Raw genomic sequence first — 15,883 nt, forward strand, 5'->3', positions numbered from 1 at the left:
CTTTTGAATCCATGTTGCTCTCCCTCAAATACAACTTCCTGTTCGTCCACATCGCCAAAACCGGCGGCACCAGCATTCGCGACTCGCTTTGGCGGCAAAAGTGGACCGATCCGTACCGGATTCCGCAGTTTCTCTGCAGCAAGCTGAGCGGGATGACCGGCCATAAGATCGGAGCCAAGTTCCCGCGCCACGCCAAGATCATCGCCGCCAAGGAAATGCTCCCGCGAGAGGTCTTCGAGAGCTTGTTCAAGTTCGCCTTCGTGCGTAACCCTTGGGATTTGCAGGTGAGTTCCTATCATCACATCCGCCGCGAGCGGCCGCAGCTGATTACCCACATCGACAGCTTCGAGGCGTTTCTCCGCTGGAAGCTCGATCCGGCCCGCCCGCCGCAGTATCACGCCGACATGTCGACGGAGCTGCAAAGCGACTATGTGATCGATTTGCACGGCAACACCGTCGTCGATTTTCTCGGACGCTACGAATTCCTGGCCGAGGACTTCGAAACGGCCTGCAAGCGGATCGGCATCAAGACCCCGAAACTGCCCCACAGCCGCAAGGCGACCGACCGCCGGAAGGACTATCGGGATTACTATAACGACGTGACGGCCCAACTCGTGGCGGATCATTACCGACCCGACATCGAGCGGTTCGGCTATCGGTTCGACGAGCCGCTGGCCTCCAATCTGACCGGCTGAGATGTACCCGTCGCTGCATATTCTCGGCAGCCGACAGTTCGGCGGTGCGGACCAGTTCTACGTGCGCTTGCTGGGCGCGCTGCACGAAGCCGGGCAGCGGGTGATCGCCGTCAACCGGTCCGGCAGTCCGGTGGCAGAAGCCCTGAAGACTAGCGCCATCGAGCAGGTACACCTGCCGCTCGCCAATCAATGGGATCTCTGGTCGGTCTGGCGGATTCGCGAGTTGGTGGCCTGGCGACAGCCGTGCATCGTCCAGACCTACATGGGGCGCGCGACGCGCCTGACCCGTTTGCCTGCCAAGGCGAAGGCCGTGCATATCGCCCGCCTGGGCGGTTTCTACAAGATCGACGGCTATTATCGCCACGCCCATGCCTGGGTGGGTAATACGCGAGGCATCTGCGACTATTTGGTCAAGTCCGGTCTTCCCGCGGAACGGGTGTTCCACATCGGCAATTTCGTACCGGAGCCCTTCGTTTTTTCGAGCCAACACCTCGAAGAGCTCCGCGACAAACACAATATCCCAAGCGACGCGCTCGTGTTATTCGCCTTGGGGCGCCTGATCGACAAGAAGGGCTTCGACGATTTGCTGCATGCCTTTGCCGAACTTCCGGCCGAATCGAACGGACGCCCGCTGATCCTGCTCGTTGCCGGCAACGGCCCCGCGGTCGATCGGCTGAAGACGCTGAGCGATAGCCTCGGATTAACCCCTCGCGTCCGCTGGTTGGGCTGGCAACAACCCGACCCGTTCTACGCCTTCGCCGATCTGTTCGTCTGCCCCTCGCGCCACGAGCCCTTGGGCAACGTCATCCTGGAAGCCTGGAATTACCGCCTGCCGGTGGTCAGCACGGCGACCGACGGCGCTCTGGAGCTGATCGAAGACGGGGAAACCGGGCTCCTGGCGCCGTGCGGCGACCCCTCGGGACTCGCGGCGCAAATCCGGAGGGCGCTCGCGCTTTCCGATACCGAAAGAAGCGCGCTCGGCGAAGCCGGTCATGCGTTGCTGCAAACCCGGTACAGCCGCGAGGCGGTGGTCGGCGCGTACCTCGAGCTTTATCAGCGACTCATGGCGGACAGAGGCGACTGACACTGATGCCGGAAATCGATTCTCCGCCGCAACGCATCCTGATCATCCGGCTCAGCGCCATCGGCGATGTCATCATGGCTTCGGGACTGATTCCTGCGCTGCGCAAGGCGTATCCGAACGCCCGCATCGCCTGGCTGACGGAATCCGCCAACGCCGATCTCCTGCGCCATAACCCGCATCTGGACCAGGTTTATTTGTGGCCGAGGGGCCGTTGGCGGCAGTTGCGCCGGGAGCGCCGCTACCGTGCGTTCGCCAGGGAAGCTTTCGATTTGATCCGATCGCTTCGAGTCGAACGCTTCGACTGGGTGATCGATCTCCAGGGTTTGCTCAAGAGCGGCGTCTGGGCTTGGCTTTCGGGCGGACGGCGGCGCATCGGCCTCGGTTCGCGCGAGGGCAGCCAGTTTCTGATGACGGAGGTTATCGACCGGCGCGTGGATGATCTCCGCATCGGCAAGGAATACAGGATGCTCGCCGAGACCTTGACCGGCCAGACCGATACTTTTGAACTCGATATCGCCGTTTCGGAAGACGATCGAAAAGGGGCAAGAGAACTGCTGGAATCGGCAGGCGTGACCGGAGCATATGCCGTCATCTGCCCGTTCACTACCCGTCCTCAAAAGCATTGGTTCGACGAACGCTGGGCGGAGCTGTCGGTCCGCCTGGCCGGCGAACGCCGGCTCGCCGTCGTTATGCTGGGCGGTCCGGCGGACAAGGCGCGTGCCGAAATCATCGCCAGGCAGACGCCGGGCCTCATTAATTTGGCCGGCCGGACGAGCCTGGGACAGTGCGCGGCGATCATCGAGAAAGCGAGGCTGTCGATCGGCGTCGATACCGGATTGACTCATCTCGGCATCGCTCTGGGCGCTCCGACCGTGGCGATCTTCGGTTCCACCCGGCCCTATTTGGACACGGGCCGGGCCACGGCGAGAGTGCTTTACGAGCGCTTCGAATGTTCGCCCTGCCGCCGTCGTCCGACCTGCGGAGGGACGTTCGATTGCATGCGTCTCCATACCGTGGACAAGGTGTTCGGCGCTGCCATCGAGCTTCTGGAAAAAAGATCATGAAAGTGCTGCACGTGGAAATGGGGCGGCACCTATACGGCGGTGCCCGGCAGGTGGCCTACCTTCTCAATGGCCTGAGCCGGTTTCCAGGAGAGCATGTGCTGGTATGCAGCGAGGGCGCCGAGATCGTCGGGGCTATCCAAAATCCCGCCGTCGAGATTCGACCGCTTCCGTTCCGGGGCGACTCGGATCTCGGCTTTATCGGCCGGCTGCGGCGGCTGATTCGAAACGAAAAACCGGACGTGCTGCACATCCACAGCCGCCGCGGCGATCTTCTCGCCGCTTTGGCCGGACGGCTGGAAAACATTCCGATGATCCATAGCCGGCGAGTGGACAATCCGCCGCGCTGGGTCGACACCCGCATCAAGTTTCCGCTGTTCGAGACCATCGTCACCATATCGGAAGGCATACGCGAGGTGCTCATCGAAGCTGGCGTGCCGGCCGAGCGGGTGGTCTGCGTTCCGAGCGCGGTCGACACCGAGCGCTACCGTCCGGAATGCGATAAGGCTTGGTTTCGCTCGGAATTCGGCCTCGCGGAGGGCGAGACGGCGATCGGCATGATCGCCCAGCTGATCGGCCGCAAGGGGCATGAGGTGTTATTCGACGCCTTGCCCGTGGTCCTGGCTCGTCACCCCCAAACGCGGGTTTTGCTGTTCGGGCAGGGCCCCGTGGAGGCCGAACTTCGGACATCGGCTCGTGCCCGCGGACTCGATGACACCGTAATTTTCGCCGGCTATCGAACCGATATGGCGCGGGTCATACCTTGTCTCGATCTGGTGGTCCATCCCGCCTGGATGGAGGGGCTCGGCGTCTCGCTGCTGGAGGCTGCGGCCTCTGGGGTTCCGATCGTGGCAACACGGGCCGGCGGCATTCCCGAAATCGTGAAGGACGGCATCAACGGCCGCCTGATCGAGCCCGGCGACAGCGCCGCATTGGCTTCCGCTATCGTCGAACTGCTGGACGATCCGACGCGGCGCCGTGAACTGGGCCAGGCCGGGCGGCGTTTGGTTCTCGAACGGTTCTCGGTCGAAGCCATGGTGGAGGGCAATTACCGGGTTTACCGGCAGGTTACGGAAACGGTTGCTGAACGCGGCTAGAGGATTTTCCGATTTGGCGTAGGTCGGCAATCCTTTGCCGACGCCTTCGTCTGCAGTGAAAACGCGCCAGTCAAGTCGTCAGATCCAGCCACACGCTTTGGCAATCCGCTCGGCGCGCTTCTCCCAGCTGTACTCTCGGGCCTTTTGCTTCGCCGCTTGCGCGAGACGGCAGGCGAGTTGCGGATCGTTTTGCAGCCGCCTGATCGCCGCGATCCATCCTCCGGTGTCCGCCGGCTCGACCAGCAAAGCGGTTTTCTCGTGGTCGACGATTTCCCGAATCGCGGGCAGATCGCTCACGATGATCGGACGTCCCGCCGCCATCGCCTCGAACAGCTTGATGGGGCTGATCGAATCGGCATGGGGAAGGCTTCGCTGGTAGGGCAGCAGGACCAAATCGGAGCGCTCCCACCAGGTCGGCACGTCCCGGTGCGGCACGAAAGGCACGACGTGCAGCTTGCCCGAGGCTTGGACCGTATCTTCCTGTTCGCCCACCAAGGTGACGTCGGCGATTTCCGTTGCAGCGATTTCCTGGAAGACGTCGAGGCCTCGGTCGCGGCTGAGGCGCCCGAGGTACACGATGCGAGGGGCGGAGAGACGGTCGGGATCGAAGGCCGGAATCCGGTCGAATGCGGAAAGTTTGGTCCCGCTCGGACTGACCAGCACGCGCTCCGCGACGGCCCCGGCCCGGATCAATACGTCTGCCGCGGCATGGCTGATGGGGACGAGCCATCCGATGAGTCCCTGCCGATGATGCTTCACGATGCCGGCCAAATACCCTTTGCCGATCAGTTCGCGCTCCGCCTCGTGGATTTCCAGTTGATGCGGTATTCCGGCAGCGGCCAATGTGGCGCTGATTTGCACGGAGCGGGTGTAAACGCCAAGAGCCTTCCGAAGTCGCCTGCCATAAAGCCGAACGAACGGGCGGGCGTTCCAGCGCCGATTCAGCAGCCAGCTGGAACGGATGTCCAAGGACGATTCGATGCCGAAATCGCGCAGCCGGCTTTCCAGGTCCAGCGAACCCGGCCACGGCGGCAAATACAGCGTAGCGTCGACGCCCGCTTGGCGGAATGCCTCCATCATCTGCAAGGTCTGAATCAGATTGGCGCGATTTCGTTGCAGGCGGCTTCGGCCCAGATAAACGACGGGTGGCCTAGTCATGGCGGGCCGCATCGGGATGCCAGGCAAAGCTATAGGCGATCCCGGCCAGCAAGATCCAGTAAGCCCGGCAGTCGCCGTGCAGAACCCGGAAGTCGAACAGGCTCCAGACCGCCAAGAGAATGAAACTCCCGGCCAGAAATGCGAAATGGTCTTTCGGCAGAATCCCGGTCTTATAGCTGTGCCATACGTTTTTTATCACCAGAAGAACCGTTGCGGCCAAGACCAGTGCGCCCAGAAGGCCGAAGCGGACCAGGATCTCCAGGTAAGTGTTGTGAAAGTGGTCCATCCAAGCCGCCCCTTTCGCCTGCGGATGGATCAGTTCGGGTTGACCGCTGATTTCGACGAGATGCTCGGTAGAGCCGGGGCCCCAGCCGAACCAGGGCCGATCCAAATATTTTTGCAATCCGAATTTCTGAATATCGTGGCGATAGCCGATCGACGTGCGCGGCAAGTGCTGGTTTTCTCCCTGCAAAATCGACGAAACGACCGCGTTTTCCTGATCGATCCGGGTCCGGATCTCGCCGTGGTTCAGGGCAAACAGACCCACAACCACGCCCAGCGCGAGGAGCATGAAAGGAACCGACTTTCCGAGCTGAAGGTCGGTTCTTTTTGTCTTCCAAAAATAATGGATACCCAATGCGCTGGGAACGGCTATGAGTGCGGCAAGCCAGGCGCCGCGGGATTTGGAAGAAATCAGCATGAAACTGGACAGATATAGGGCGGCCAGCCAACAGGCGAGGCGAAATAGGTCATTCAGGGGACTCGTGCGGGTGCTCCAGATTCGCGGGGTATAGATCAAGAGTCCCAGAATTGCCGATGCCGATACCAGGCCGCTGAAGATGATTCGGAGTTTGAATCCGGTTCTTTCGGCGACGGTCATGTGATACAAGTTCGACCAATCGGCTTTCCAAAGCATGCCGATCAGGAGCCCCCCGGTGGCCAGGATCAGCGTCCAGTGGATGCGCCGCAGGTCGCCGCGCAGCCACCAGGCAAACGGCAGAAAGGCGAACAATTTGAGCCAATTCGAGGCGTCTCGGATCTGAAGTTTGCGCGTTTCGGGAAATTCGTCGATCGCGAAATAAGCCCCGATGGCCACATAAATCGCGAAAGCGGCAAACAGCCCGAACATCGGATCGCGGCGAAACACCGGCCATGCCGACGGATTCAACAGAAATGCCAGCGAAAACGCGGCTAACGCGATATTGGTGCCGGCCGGACTCAGCCAGGCAAAAAAGGCGAAAGCCAAGGCAGCCGTGACGCCGGTATAATTGGCATACTGGACCGGGGGAGCGATGACTCCAGCGACCATTGGATGATTTCTATCCGTGTGAAAAAACCACGATTTTAGCAAAGTCGAACAGGCCGCTTGAGAAATCAGGACGGCCTTTTATTAAGCCTGCACGACCTCATGAGCGAAAAACACTCCGACCGAAAGCCACTCACCGATGGAATGATCATCTATCGGCGGCTGCTCAAATACGCTTTGCCCTACTGGAAGATGTTCCTGGCTTCAATAGTGGCCATGATTGCCTATGCCTCGCTGGGACCCGCTTTCGCCAAGCTGATTCAGCCGCTCATCGACGGCAGTTTCATCGAGAATGACCCCGAGATTCTGCGTCAAGCGCCTTTCATATTGCTGGGTTTGTCGATCGCCCGTGGTATCGCCGGGTTCGCCGGGGATTACTGTTCCGGATGGGTCGGACGGCGGGTGATCGCCGATCTCCGCCGGGATTTGTTCGATCAGCTATTGAATCTTCCCTGTGCCTATTACGATCACGCCTCGTCGGGGCAGTTGCTCGCCAAACTGCTGTACAACACCGAGCAGGTGGCGAATTCCTTGACCAAGGGCGTGGTCGCGGTGTTCAAGGACGGATTGACCATCGTCGGTCTCACTTTGTTGATGGTTTACGAAAATGCCTTGTTGTCCCTGGTCTTCATGGTGGTCGGCCCGGTGCTCGGCATCAGCATTCGCCTGGTCAGCAAGCGTTTTCGCAAGATCAGCATGCGTATTCAGGAGTCCATGGGCAATGTCGGCCACGTGGCGCAGGAAGTGATCGATGCGCAGCGCATCGTCAAGGTGTTCAACGGGAAAGGCTACGAAACCGAAAAGTTCGCCAAGGAAAACGAACGCAACCAGCGGCGGCAAATGAAGCTGATCGTCACCGACGCGGTTAGCGGCTCGCTCATACAGCTCATCTATGTCAGCGGGTTCGCGGCGATTTTGTACGTGGTCTCCCTGGACTCGGTGCGCCACACCATCACGCCCGGCAGTCTGATTGCCTTCATTGCGGCGATGGCCATGATGCTGAGCCCGATCAAGCGTGCCACCCAGGTCCTCAACATCATGCAGAAGGGGATCGCCGCCGGGGACAGCATCTTCGAGCTATTGGACAAGGAGCGCGAACACGATACCGGTACGCGAGAACTCGACGCGGTAAAGGGACATATCGAATTCCGGAAAGTCGGTCTTGCGTATCACGATGACGGAGATTACGCGCTGAAGAATATCGAGTTGACGGTAAAGCCGGGCGAAACCATTGCGTTGGTCGGACAGTCGGGCAGCGGCAAAACCTCGCTGATACGCTTGCTGCCTCGCCTTTACGAGCCCACTCAAGGCGAAATCCGCCTCGACGGGCGGGACATACGGGAGTTCACCCTGGAGAGTCTGCGCCGGCATATTGCTTACGTGGGGCAGGAAGTTACCTTGTTCAACGACAGCGTTGCCAGCAATATCGCTTACGGTTGCCGGGAGTCGGTGAGTTTCGAGGAGATTCGGCAGGCGGCGAGGACCGCCCATGCGCTGGAATTCATAGAAAACCTGCCGCAAGGCTTCGACACCGTCGTCGGCCAGCAAGGTATCGTGCTCTCGGGCGGACAACGGCAGCGTATCGCCATCGCGCGCGCCGTCCTCAAGAATGCTCCCATCCTGATACTCGATGAAGCGACTTCCGCGCTGGATGCGGAGTCCGAGCGGCACGTCCAGGAGGCGCTGGAGGTATTGATGAAAGGCCGGACCACCTTGGTCATCGCTCATCGTCTGTCCACCATCCAGAATGCGGACCGGATCTATGTCATGCGGGACGGTCGTATCATCGAAAGCGGCACTCACGAGCAATTGCTGCGCGGACAATCCTATTACGCGGAGCTTCATCGCTTGCAGTTCGAGCACAAGGCGCTCAGGCCTGTCCCCCACGTTCACGCGATGCCTTAGAAGCTGTCCCGGCAAGCCCTCGAGGCCCTTCGAGAAGTTCGGGACGAACCGGCTAGCGGCAAAATCGGCGTTTACAAAAAATGCGAGTTTCGGGGATTTCTTGCGCAAATTGTTGACTAAAGTCAAGAGAGATATTGCGGTTTTATTCGTTTCGGCCTATGGTGTGTCGGCTCGCACGCAACCGCGGTGACGCTCGGAACTTCAGGCGGCGGCTGGCGAGTCGATAGAAACTACAAGAAGAGGAGGAGAAAGATCATGATGCAATTGCTGGTCGGTCTGACGGTGATCTTCGTCGTATTTGTGATCTACGAGGTATTCAAGACCGTGTCTCGCGCGGATAGCACGCCAACCCCGGTAGCGGCGCCCGAAACGAAAGCCGAGGAAGCCGCCGGCGCGCCTGCTGTCGCCGAAACGGCCGCGCCCGCCGAGGAAGAGGCCGCGCAAACCGAGCGCGGCGGACAGTTGCGCAATCCGGCTACGGGCGAAGTCTCTCCAGTGCCGACAAATTATCGTTTCGCCAAGAAATGGGTCAAAGAAGCCCTGGTCGCGGAAGGATTGCTGGATCGAGTCTATAAGCCTACGGAGCTGAACGACGCGGTTGCCGGGAAGATCAAGGACGCTCTGGATAAGCTCAAGACTCTGGATAAATATCGGGCTTGACGGCGTTGGGCGATGGAGTAAGCCCTTTAGATTTTTTTAGTTCAGGGCGACGGCTGACTCGCCTCCGTTGTGTATCTCGGCCGTCCATCCTCACCGGTTTTCCGCATTTGCTCAGTCCAGTCCCAGCTTTTTCAACTTATAGCGCAGTGCGCGGAACGTGATGCCCAACTGCTTCGCCGCCGCGGTCCGGTTCCAACGGTTTTTTTCGAGAGCCTTGATGATCGCCTGCTTTTCGATCTCGTCCATATAGCTTTCCAGCGACAGACCGTGTTCCCTCACGGGGTTCTCCTCCGACGCAGTCGGAAAAGCCGTTTCGATCATCTCCAATCGCAAACGGTCATCCAGGGAGCGCCAGGATGACCCTTCCAATCGCAAACGATCATCCGGGGAGCGCCCGGATGACCCTTCCGGAAGGTTCAAGTCCTCGACCAGAATGCGATGCCCGTCGCAGAGTGCGACGGCCCGTTCCAGAATATTTTCGAGCTCCCGTACGTTGCCCGGAAACGGATAGCTCATAAGTGCGGTCAAGGCTTCGGCGCTCAGTTCGGCCTTGGTATCTCCGGGGGAGGTGAGTTTTGCGAGTATGTGGTCGATCAAGGCCGGAATATCGCTGCGGCGCTCGCGCAAGGGCGGAACATGCATCTCGATCACGTTGATGCGGTAAAAAAGATCCTGCCGGAAATCGCCGTTTCGGACCATCTCCGCGAGATTCTTGTGAGTTGCGCTGACGATACGTACGTCTACCGGAATTTCCCGAGGTTCGCCCAGCGGTCGAATCGATTTTTCCTGAATCGCGCGCAGCAATTTGACCTGCAACGACAGCGGCAGGTCGGCGACTTCGTCCAGAAACAGCGTGCCGCCGTGAGCCGCTTGAAATAAGCCCTGCTTGTCCCCGACCGCTCCTGTAAAGCTGCCTTTTCTGTGGCCGAAAAATTCGCTTTCCATCAGGTCGTGCGGTATCGCACCGCAGTTCACCGCGACGAACGGCTTTTCGGACCGCGGACTCATGGCATGGATCAGTCTCGCAACCAATTCCTTACCCGTCCCCGATTCGCCGCTGATGAATATAGGCGCCTGATTGCGTGCCAGCTTGGTGATTTTGGAGCGGATTTCGCGCATCGCTTGCGAATCGCCGAGCAATATATGGCGGGAGCGGCGGTCCCTGCCTTCTTGCTGACCGAGCTTGAGCGCCGTGTTCACGAGGTTCCTAAGAATGTGCAGATCCAGCGGCTTGGAGACGAAGTCGAAGGCGCCGTTCTTCAAGGCGCGAATGGCCGACTCCATATTGCCATGCGCGGTGATGACCGCCACCGGCAGTGCCGGAAGGTTGAGCTGGATGTATTCCACCAGGTCCAAGCCGTCGCCGTCGGGCAGACGCATGTCGGTCAGGCAAAGATCGAAATGCCGGTTCTGCAGGAGTTCTCGGGCCTGCCGCAATGCGCCGGCCGATTGCACGTCGATATCCATGCGCTCGAGCGTGATCTCCAGCAATTCGCGGATGGCGGGCTCGTCATCGACGACCAGGGCGGACGGTCTGTTCATAATTCGATTGTGGTTTTTTCTGCGTCGGCCAAACGGAGCCGGAAGCAACCGCCGCCGGCGACAGGTTCATATTCCAGTTTAGCCTGGTTGAGTTCCGCCAGCTCGCGCGCGATATAAAGCCCGAGTCCGGTGCCGCTGGCGGAGGTGGTGAAGAATGGCTCGAACATTTGCTGAACGGTCTGACTATCGATGGGCGCTGCATGATCGATGATTTCGACGCATGGTTCGCCCCGTTGGCGCCTTACGCGCACCCGGATGGCCCCGCGTTGCGGCTCGCCGTATTTCAGCGCGTTCGAAAAAAGATTTTCAAGAATCTGTTTGAGATGGCTGGGGTCGACCGTGACCAGCGCATCGCCGATCTTGATATCGAGTTGAAAGGCTTTTTCATGTATTCCCTGCGCCATTCGGTAGTCGCGCAGAAACTTTTTCAAACTAGACGCCAAGGGAAGTATTTCTCGCTTCGATTGGCCTCGTCGCGAGATTTGAAGCACATTCTCGATGACGATGTTAACCCGTGCGGTATGGTCGAGAACGATCTGTATCAGGCGCCGGTCTTGAGATTGCAGCGACGAGCACTCGGCCAGAAGCTGAGCGGCATGGCTGATGGCGGTCAAGGGGTTGCGAATCTCGTGAGCGATGCTGGCGGTGAGGCGGCCGAGCGAAGCCAGCTTGCTTTGCTGTACCCGCTGATTGTACAGGGCATTGTCTTCCAGGAATGCCATGTAAATCGGAGGCCATGTAGGCCCTAAGCGGGTGAAGCGAACTTGCAAGGGTTGTCCTGCCCGAGAACCGAGACCCACCGTGCCGGGGATCGGATCGTCCAGCCAATCCCAAAACAGCTCGGCCAACTCCGGACAGGCGGTTTCCAAGGACCGGGCGGTCGAAGAGATGCCGAGAAGCCGAGCGGCCGAATCGTTCATCATCCAAATACGATGCTGCTCATCGATGACGAGAATACCCGACTGCAGGTGGCGGATGATGAATTCGTTGAGCTGCTGAAGATTGGCCAGGTCGACGCCGCGTTGCGCCGCGATCGCTTCGCTCTGCTCCGCGCGTCTCGCCAGCACCAGGGCGAGAATCGCGATGCCGAAGAACGAGGCCCCGAGCATGCCGGCGTAAGTGTAGGCCGCTTCGAACGCTCCGGAGAGATCGGCGTAAACTTCTTCTCCCAGGACTGCCACGCTGGCCAGCGCCGCCAGCAGCAAAGCGCAGCGACCGCCGGTCAGGATGCCGCCAGCCGCCACCGACAAAGCCAGCAATACGCCGACGCCGGTCTCCACGCCTCCCGAAGCGTGCATGATACTGGGGATCAAGACTAGATCGGCGAGCACGTGCAGCTGTGCTTGAAGCGGGAAGGCGGGGCGGCGCAGGAGCAGAGGAATAGCCGAGAAAAAAATAGATCCTAGATAGATGCTGCTGGCTGCTGCATAAAGCACGGGGTCGTGTTTACCCAGCGACGACGGCAGCGCACCCAAAAAAAACAGGAACACCAAAACGCTACCCAGCGTCAGACGGTATAGAAGATAAACCGTTAGCGACTGCCAGGCTTGGTTTTCAGGAATGCGGTAATGTTTGGAGAACGGACAGGGCGATATTTGCTTGTTGTCGAAGTCCATTGTCCGTAGCAGCTGTTGAGCGCCGTAGAGCCTCGTGCCGGGTCGTTCACCGCAAAACCGTTTGCAGGTACCTTGCGCTCCCTCGTTTCACGGGGAGCGGAGACTCGCCCGAGTTCGGGGTCGGTGCGTGGCATTGCGACATGGCTGCGGTGCGGTTTCGGAGCGGGTCTATTAGAATAGCCGTAGACATTAAGAGTAGCATCGATTTGAGGATTGATGCCCGGCGCGAGAGCTAAACGGAGTATCCAATGAACCTACATGAATATCAGGCGAAGCATTTGTTTTCGTCCTACGGCTTGCCGGTCCCCCGCGGCACCCCGGCATTTTCGGAGCGAGAGGCGGTCGAAGCTGCGACCGCCTTGGGCGGCGGGCAGTGGGTGGTGAAGGCCCAGGTGCATGCCGGCGGGCGAGGCAAGGCGGGCGGCGTCAAGCTGGTCGGCAGCGTCGATGCGGTCGGGGCCTCGGCGGGTCAATTGCTGGGGTCGCGTCTGGTTACCGCTCAGACGGGCAGCGCCGGGTTGCCCGTGAATGCCGTGCTGGTCGAGGAAGTCCGCCCGATTGCGCGGGAGCTTTACCTGAGCGCGGTGGTGGACAGATCCAGCGCCAGGGTGCTGTTTTTGGCGTCCAGCGCCGGCGGAATGGATATCGAAGAGGTGGCTGCGCAGCACCCCGAGAAAATTCTGAGTCTGACGGTCGATCCTGCCGCCGGACTTCAGGCCTACCAGTGCCGGGAAATCGGCTTTGCCCTGGGGCTTCGGGGCGACCAGGTCAACGCGTTGACCAAGATCATGAACGGAATGTATCGGCTGTTTTTGGACAAGGATTTGAGCCAAATCGAGATTAATCCCTTGGTGGTGACGGAAGACGGTGCGTTACTGGTGCTGGACGCCAAGATCAACATCGACGACAACGCCTTGTTCGCCCATACCGATCTGGCTGAGCTCCGCGATCCGGCCCAAGAGGATCCCAAGGAGTCTGCGGCCCGCCAGCATGGACTTAGCTATGTCACGTTGGACGGGAATATCGGTTGTATGGTGAACGGGGCGGGACTCGCGATGGCGACGCTGGACGTCATCAAGCTTTACGGGGGAGAGCCGGCCAATTTCCTGGATGTGGGCGGCGGAACCACGGCGGAGAAAGTCGCCGAGGCGTTTAAACTGATTTTGTCCGACGCGAAGGTGAAAGCTGTTTTGGTGAATATTTTCGGCGGCATCGTACGCTGCAATCTGATCGCCGAAGGCATTATCTCGGCCGTCAAAGAGGTGCACGTTCAGGTGCCGGTGATCATTCGGCTCGAAGGAACCAATGCCGAGGAGGGCCGGCGCTTGCTCGAGCAGTCCGGTTTGGCGCTGATAACCGCGTCGGATTTGGACGAGGCGGCGAAAAAGGCTGTGGAGGCTGCGCAATGAGCATACTCGTCGACAAGAACACCAAGGTCATTTGCCAGGGATTTACCGGCAAGCAGGCCACTTTCCACTCTCAGCAGTGTCTGGAATACGGCACCCGGCTGGTCGGCGGCGTGACGCCGGGGCGTGGCGGGCAAACCCATTTGAATTTGCCGGTGTTCGACACGGTCAAGCAGGCGGTACGCGAAACGGGCGCCACGGCCAGCATGATTTACGTGCCCCCGCCGTTCGCGGCGGATGCCATCCTGGAAGCGGCCGACGGGGGTATAAAAGTGATCGTCTGCATCACCGAGGGCATTCCCGTGCTGCACATGCTCCGGGTCAAAGCGGCCCTGGCCCATTACGACACCGCATTGATCGGCCCCAACTGCCCCGGCGTGATTACGCCGGGCGAGTGCAAGATCGGCATCATGCCCGGTTTCATTCATCGAAAGGGTTCGGTGGGCATCGTGTCCCGATCCGGGACCCTGACTTACGAAGCCGTGCATCAAACCACCAAAGCGGGACTCGGTCAGAGCACCTGCGTCGGGATCGGCGGAGATCCCATCAAGGGCTTGGATTTCATCGATCTTTTGGCTTTGTTTCAGAATGACGATCAGACCAAGGGCATCATTCTGGTCGGCGAAATCGGCGGCAGCGCCGAGGAAGAAGCGGCCGAATACATCAAGGCGCATGTCACGAAGCCGGTAGTCGGTTACATCGCCGGTCTCACTGCGCCGCCCGGAAAACGCATGGGTCATGCCGGTGCGATCATCACCGGCGGCAAAGGGACGGGAACGAGCAAAGTGGCGGCCCTGCGGGCTGCGGGCGTGGACGTCGTCGATACGCCTACGGATATGGGGCAACGGATGAGTGCACTGTTAGGGAAGCCCTGAAAAGGCTTCTCCGGTTTCAGGGCGCCCAGCATGTAGGCTGGGGTGAGGAACGAAACCCGGCATTGTCGCGGGGTTGCCGGGATTCCTTCGTCATCCCGGCCTACGTTCGCCGCTGAGTTGACGAACGGGGAGGTTAGAGCGTTTTTCTCCGCCGTTTAGCGGTGAGGATCGGGAAATGCGTAGGTCGGCAATCCCTCGCCGACTTATCGGCTCGGCAAAGGACTTCGTCGGCAAAGGATTGCCGACCTACGTTCTTCCCGCCCGATACGAAGCCGTACACCGGCATGAAAAACGCTCTAAAGCGACCGTTTGCGATTGGGAAAGGAATGTCGACCTACCGTACCTTGGGGCGCGGCGTCAAACCGGAAAACGCTCTAACCTCCCCGCATTCTGCGCTGATCCGGCGTGATGGTCTCCAGCCTGAATGCATAGCTGCCTTGCTTGCGATCGGCGAAAAATAGACGCAGCGAGCGATAAACCGTTTCGAAGGAGATTTCGGTCCAGGGGATCTCGTCCTCCCTGAACAGGCGCGCTTCCAAGGTTTCCGAGCCGGCCGAGTAGCGTTCTTCCAGCATGTGGGCACGAAAGAACACGTACACCTGCGAAATATGGGGAAGGCTGAAAATGGTGTACACCGAGTCGAGCTCCACCTCGATATTCGCTTCCTCGCGAGCTTCGCGGCGGGCGGCGTCCGGCAAGGTTTCGCCGAGTTCCATGAAGCCCGCGGGCAGTGTCCAATAGCCGAGACGCGGTTCGATGGCGCGCTTGCACAGCAGTATCCGGTCCTGCCACACAGGAATGCATCCGGCGATCAGCTTGGGGTTCTGATAATGGATGGTCCCGCAGGAGTCGCAGATGTGGCGCGGACGGTCATCGCCTTCGGGAATGCCCGTTCGAAGCGATGTTCCGCAGTGTGTGCAATAGTTCATCGGCCGTATGGTGCCTCAGGCTTGGGCGGCACTGTCGCCACCAGTTCACGAGTGCTTCCGCCCGTTGCGGTGCATTGATCAGGCGATCATGCTCGAAATCAGTTGATCCTCAAGTTCGATGCGCATCGCCAATTCCTCGCCGAGCTTGGACAAATCATCCTCGAGATGGGTTTTGAGCCCGTCTCCGATCAGCGTTTCGTACTTGTCGTTGAACTCCACCGCCGCATCGGTGGTTTCGGCGATGCGAGGGTAAATGTTTTCCGCCAGTTCAAGTACTTTCCGCCTTCGTTCGGTTCCGTCGATGATGCGTTGGTAAATCCCGAAATGCCCCAGCGATATGTAATCGATGAGCAATTGGCAGAACTCCTGGACTTTCGTCCGAAGGGGCTGCTCGACCGTAAAGGGCTTCATTCCCGCAATTGTGCAGTACAGCGACCAAACTTGCCGCCTCTCCTCCAGAAGCTCCTCGATCATGTGATTCGTGTTTTGCCTGCGTTCGTTGATGCTCGCACTCATCATGACTGTTCCTGATTTTTCTTTTCCAGAAAG

At 59.6% G+C, this 15,883-nt stretch carries 14 protein-coding genes; 8 read left to right on the plus strand and 6 right to left on the minus strand.

Going from position 1 to position 15,883, the window contains the following annotated elements; translation table 11 throughout:
- Window positions 1-11 precede the first annotated feature (11 nt).
- Genes ACR2R1_RS16540 through ACR2R1_RS16555 form a run of 4 tightly spaced genes read left to right on the plus strand, consistent with a single transcriptional unit; the run spans window position 12 to window position 3,937 of the window.
- Window positions 12-695 carry a sulfotransferase family 2 domain-containing protein gene (locus ACR2R1_RS16540; protein ID WP_077731915.1) on the plus strand — a complete coding sequence of 228 codons (684 nt, stop codon included), beginning with the start codon at window positions 12-14 and terminating at the stop codon, window positions 693-695.
- A 1-nt stretch (window position 696) separates the two neighbouring features.
- Window positions 697-1,779 carry a glycosyltransferase gene (locus ACR2R1_RS16545; protein ID WP_434110992.1) on the plus strand — a complete coding sequence of 361 codons (1,083 nt, stop codon included), beginning with the start codon at window positions 697-699 and terminating at the stop codon, window positions 1,777-1,779.
- Between the two features lie 5 nt (window positions 1,780-1,784).
- Complete coding sequence (locus ACR2R1_RS16550) at window positions 1,785-2,843, plus strand: glycosyltransferase family 9 protein (RefSeq protein ID WP_086134860.1); 1,059 nt, start codon at window positions 1,785-1,787, stop codon at window positions 2,841-2,843.
- Entirely contained in the window at window positions 2,840-3,937 is a 1,098-nt protein-coding gene (locus tag ACR2R1_RS16555) for a glycosyltransferase (protein WP_086134859.1), read from the plus strand. The genes ACR2R1_RS16550 and ACR2R1_RS16555 overlap by 4 nt, the downstream gene beginning before the upstream one ends.
- A 78-nt stretch (window positions 3,938-4,015) precedes the next feature.
- Here ACR2R1_RS16555 and ACR2R1_RS16560 read toward each other — a convergent pair whose 3' ends face one another.
- Window positions 4,016-5,095, minus strand: coding sequence for a glycosyltransferase family 4 protein (locus ACR2R1_RS16560; protein WP_434110994.1), 1,080 nt, complete (start codon window positions 5,093-5,095; stop codon window positions 4,016-4,018).
- Window positions 5,088-6,404, minus strand: coding sequence for an O-antigen ligase family protein (locus ACR2R1_RS16565; protein WP_434110996.1), 1,317 nt, complete (start codon window positions 6,402-6,404; stop codon window positions 5,088-5,090). The genes ACR2R1_RS16560 and ACR2R1_RS16565 overlap by 8 nt, the downstream gene beginning before the upstream one ends.
- Window positions 6,405-6,503: 99 nt before the next feature.
- Here ACR2R1_RS16565 and msbA point away from each other — a divergent pair, with 99 nt between their 5' ends.
- Complete coding sequence (gene msbA, locus ACR2R1_RS16570) at window positions 6,504-8,306, plus strand: lipid A export permease/ATP-binding protein MsbA (protein ID WP_086134869.1); 1,803 nt, start codon at window positions 6,504-6,506, stop codon at window positions 8,304-8,306.
- 255 nt (window positions 8,307-8,561) lie between these two features.
- Complete coding sequence (locus ACR2R1_RS16575; protein ID WP_077731910.1) at window positions 8,562-8,966, plus strand: hypothetical protein; 405 nt, start codon at window positions 8,562-8,564, stop codon at window positions 8,964-8,966.
- A 111-nt stretch (window positions 8,967-9,077) separates the two neighbouring features.
- On the opposite strand, the gene ACR2R1_RS16580 is transcribed toward ACR2R1_RS16575, so the two are convergent.
- Both ACR2R1_RS16580 and ACR2R1_RS16585 read right to left on the minus strand, forming a co-directional pair.
- Window positions 9,078-10,508 (minus strand): sigma-54-dependent transcriptional regulator, encoded by a 1,431-nt coding sequence (locus tag ACR2R1_RS16580; protein ID WP_077731909.1) that lies wholly within the window; start codon window positions 10,506-10,508, stop codon window positions 9,078-9,080.
- Window positions 10,505-12,124: a sensor histidine kinase gene (locus ACR2R1_RS16585; protein WP_086134856.1), complete on the minus strand. Its 1,620-nt coding sequence runs from the start codon at window positions 12,122-12,124 to the stop codon at window positions 10,505-10,507. The genes ACR2R1_RS16580 and ACR2R1_RS16585 overlap by 4 nt, the downstream gene beginning before the upstream one ends.
- A gap of 248 nt (window positions 12,125-12,372) precedes the next feature.
- Here ACR2R1_RS16585 and sucC point away from each other — a divergent pair, with 248 nt between their 5' ends.
- Window positions 12,373-13,533 carry an ADP-forming succinate--CoA ligase subunit beta gene (sucC, locus tag ACR2R1_RS16590; RefSeq protein ID WP_077731907.1) on the plus strand — a complete coding sequence of 387 codons (1,161 nt, stop codon included), beginning with the start codon at window positions 12,373-12,375 and terminating at the stop codon, window positions 13,531-13,533.
- On the plus strand, window positions 13,530-14,405 hold the full coding sequence (gene sucD / locus ACR2R1_RS16595) for a succinate--CoA ligase subunit alpha (RefSeq protein WP_077731906.1): 876 nt from the start codon (window positions 13,530-13,532) through the stop codon (window positions 14,403-14,405). The genes sucC and sucD overlap by 4 nt, the downstream gene beginning before the upstream one ends.
- Before the next feature lie 374 nt (window positions 14,406-14,779).
- On the opposite strand, the gene ACR2R1_RS16600 is transcribed toward sucD, so the two are convergent.
- Complete coding sequence (locus ACR2R1_RS16600) at window positions 14,780-15,334, minus strand: NUDIX hydrolase (RefSeq protein WP_077731905.1); 555 nt, start codon at window positions 15,332-15,334, stop codon at window positions 14,780-14,782.
- Between the two features lie 78 nt (window positions 15,335-15,412).
- Entirely contained in the window at window positions 15,413-15,853 is a 441-nt protein-coding gene (locus tag ACR2R1_RS16605) for a sigma D regulator (RefSeq protein ID WP_077731904.1), read from the minus strand.
- Between the last annotated feature and the right edge of the window lie 30 nt (window positions 15,854-15,883).

Origin of the sequence: Methylocaldum sp. GT1TLB (genome assembly GCF_051027445.1) — a bacterium.
Taxonomy (GTDB): Bacteria; Pseudomonadota; Gammaproteobacteria; order Methylococcales; family Methylococcaceae; genus Methylocaldum.

Coding starts and splice junctions, on each gene's coding strand:
- ACR2R1_RS16540 (WP_077731915.1), top strand. CDS start 12: ATGTTGCTCTCCCTCAAATACAACTTCCTGTTCGTCCACATCGCCAAA.
- ACR2R1_RS16545 (WP_434110992.1), top strand. CDS start 697: ATGTACCCGTCGCTGCATATTCTCGGCAGCCGACAGTTCGGCGGTGCG.
- ACR2R1_RS16550 (WP_086134860.1), top strand. CDS start 1,785: ATGCCGGAAATCGATTCTCCGCCGCAACGCATCCTGATCATCCGGCTC.
- ACR2R1_RS16555 (WP_086134859.1), top strand. CDS start 2,840: ATGAAAGTGCTGCACGTGGAAATGGGGCGGCACCTATACGGCGGTGCC.
- ACR2R1_RS16560 (WP_434110994.1), bottom strand. CDS start 5,095: ATGACTAGGCCACCCGTCGTTTATCTGGGCCGAAGCCGCCTGCAACGA.
- ACR2R1_RS16565 (WP_434110996.1), bottom strand. CDS start 6,404: ATGGTCGCTGGAGTCATCGCTCCCCCGGTCCAGTATGCCAATTATACC.
- msbA (WP_086134869.1), top strand. CDS start 6,504: ATGAGCGAAAAACACTCCGACCGAAAGCCACTCACCGATGGAATGATC.
- ACR2R1_RS16575 (WP_077731910.1), top strand. CDS start 8,562: ATGATGCAATTGCTGGTCGGTCTGACGGTGATCTTCGTCGTATTTGTG.
- ACR2R1_RS16580 (WP_077731909.1), bottom strand. CDS start 10,508: ATGAACAGACCGTCCGCCCTGGTCGTCGATGACGAGCCCGCCATCCGC.
- ACR2R1_RS16585 (WP_086134856.1), bottom strand. CDS start 12,124: ATGGACTTCGACAACAAGCAAATATCGCCCTGTCCGTTCTCCAAACAT.
- sucC (WP_077731907.1), top strand. CDS start 12,373: ATGAACCTACATGAATATCAGGCGAAGCATTTGTTTTCGTCCTACGGC.
- sucD (WP_077731906.1), top strand. CDS start 13,530: ATGAGCATACTCGTCGACAAGAACACCAAGGTCATTTGCCAGGGATTT.
- ACR2R1_RS16600 (WP_077731905.1), bottom strand. CDS start 15,334: ATGAACTATTGCACACACTGCGGAACATCGCTTCGAACGGGCATTCCC.
- ACR2R1_RS16605 (WP_077731904.1), bottom strand. CDS start 15,853: ATGATGAGTGCGAGCATCAACGAACGCAGGCAAAACACGAATCACATG.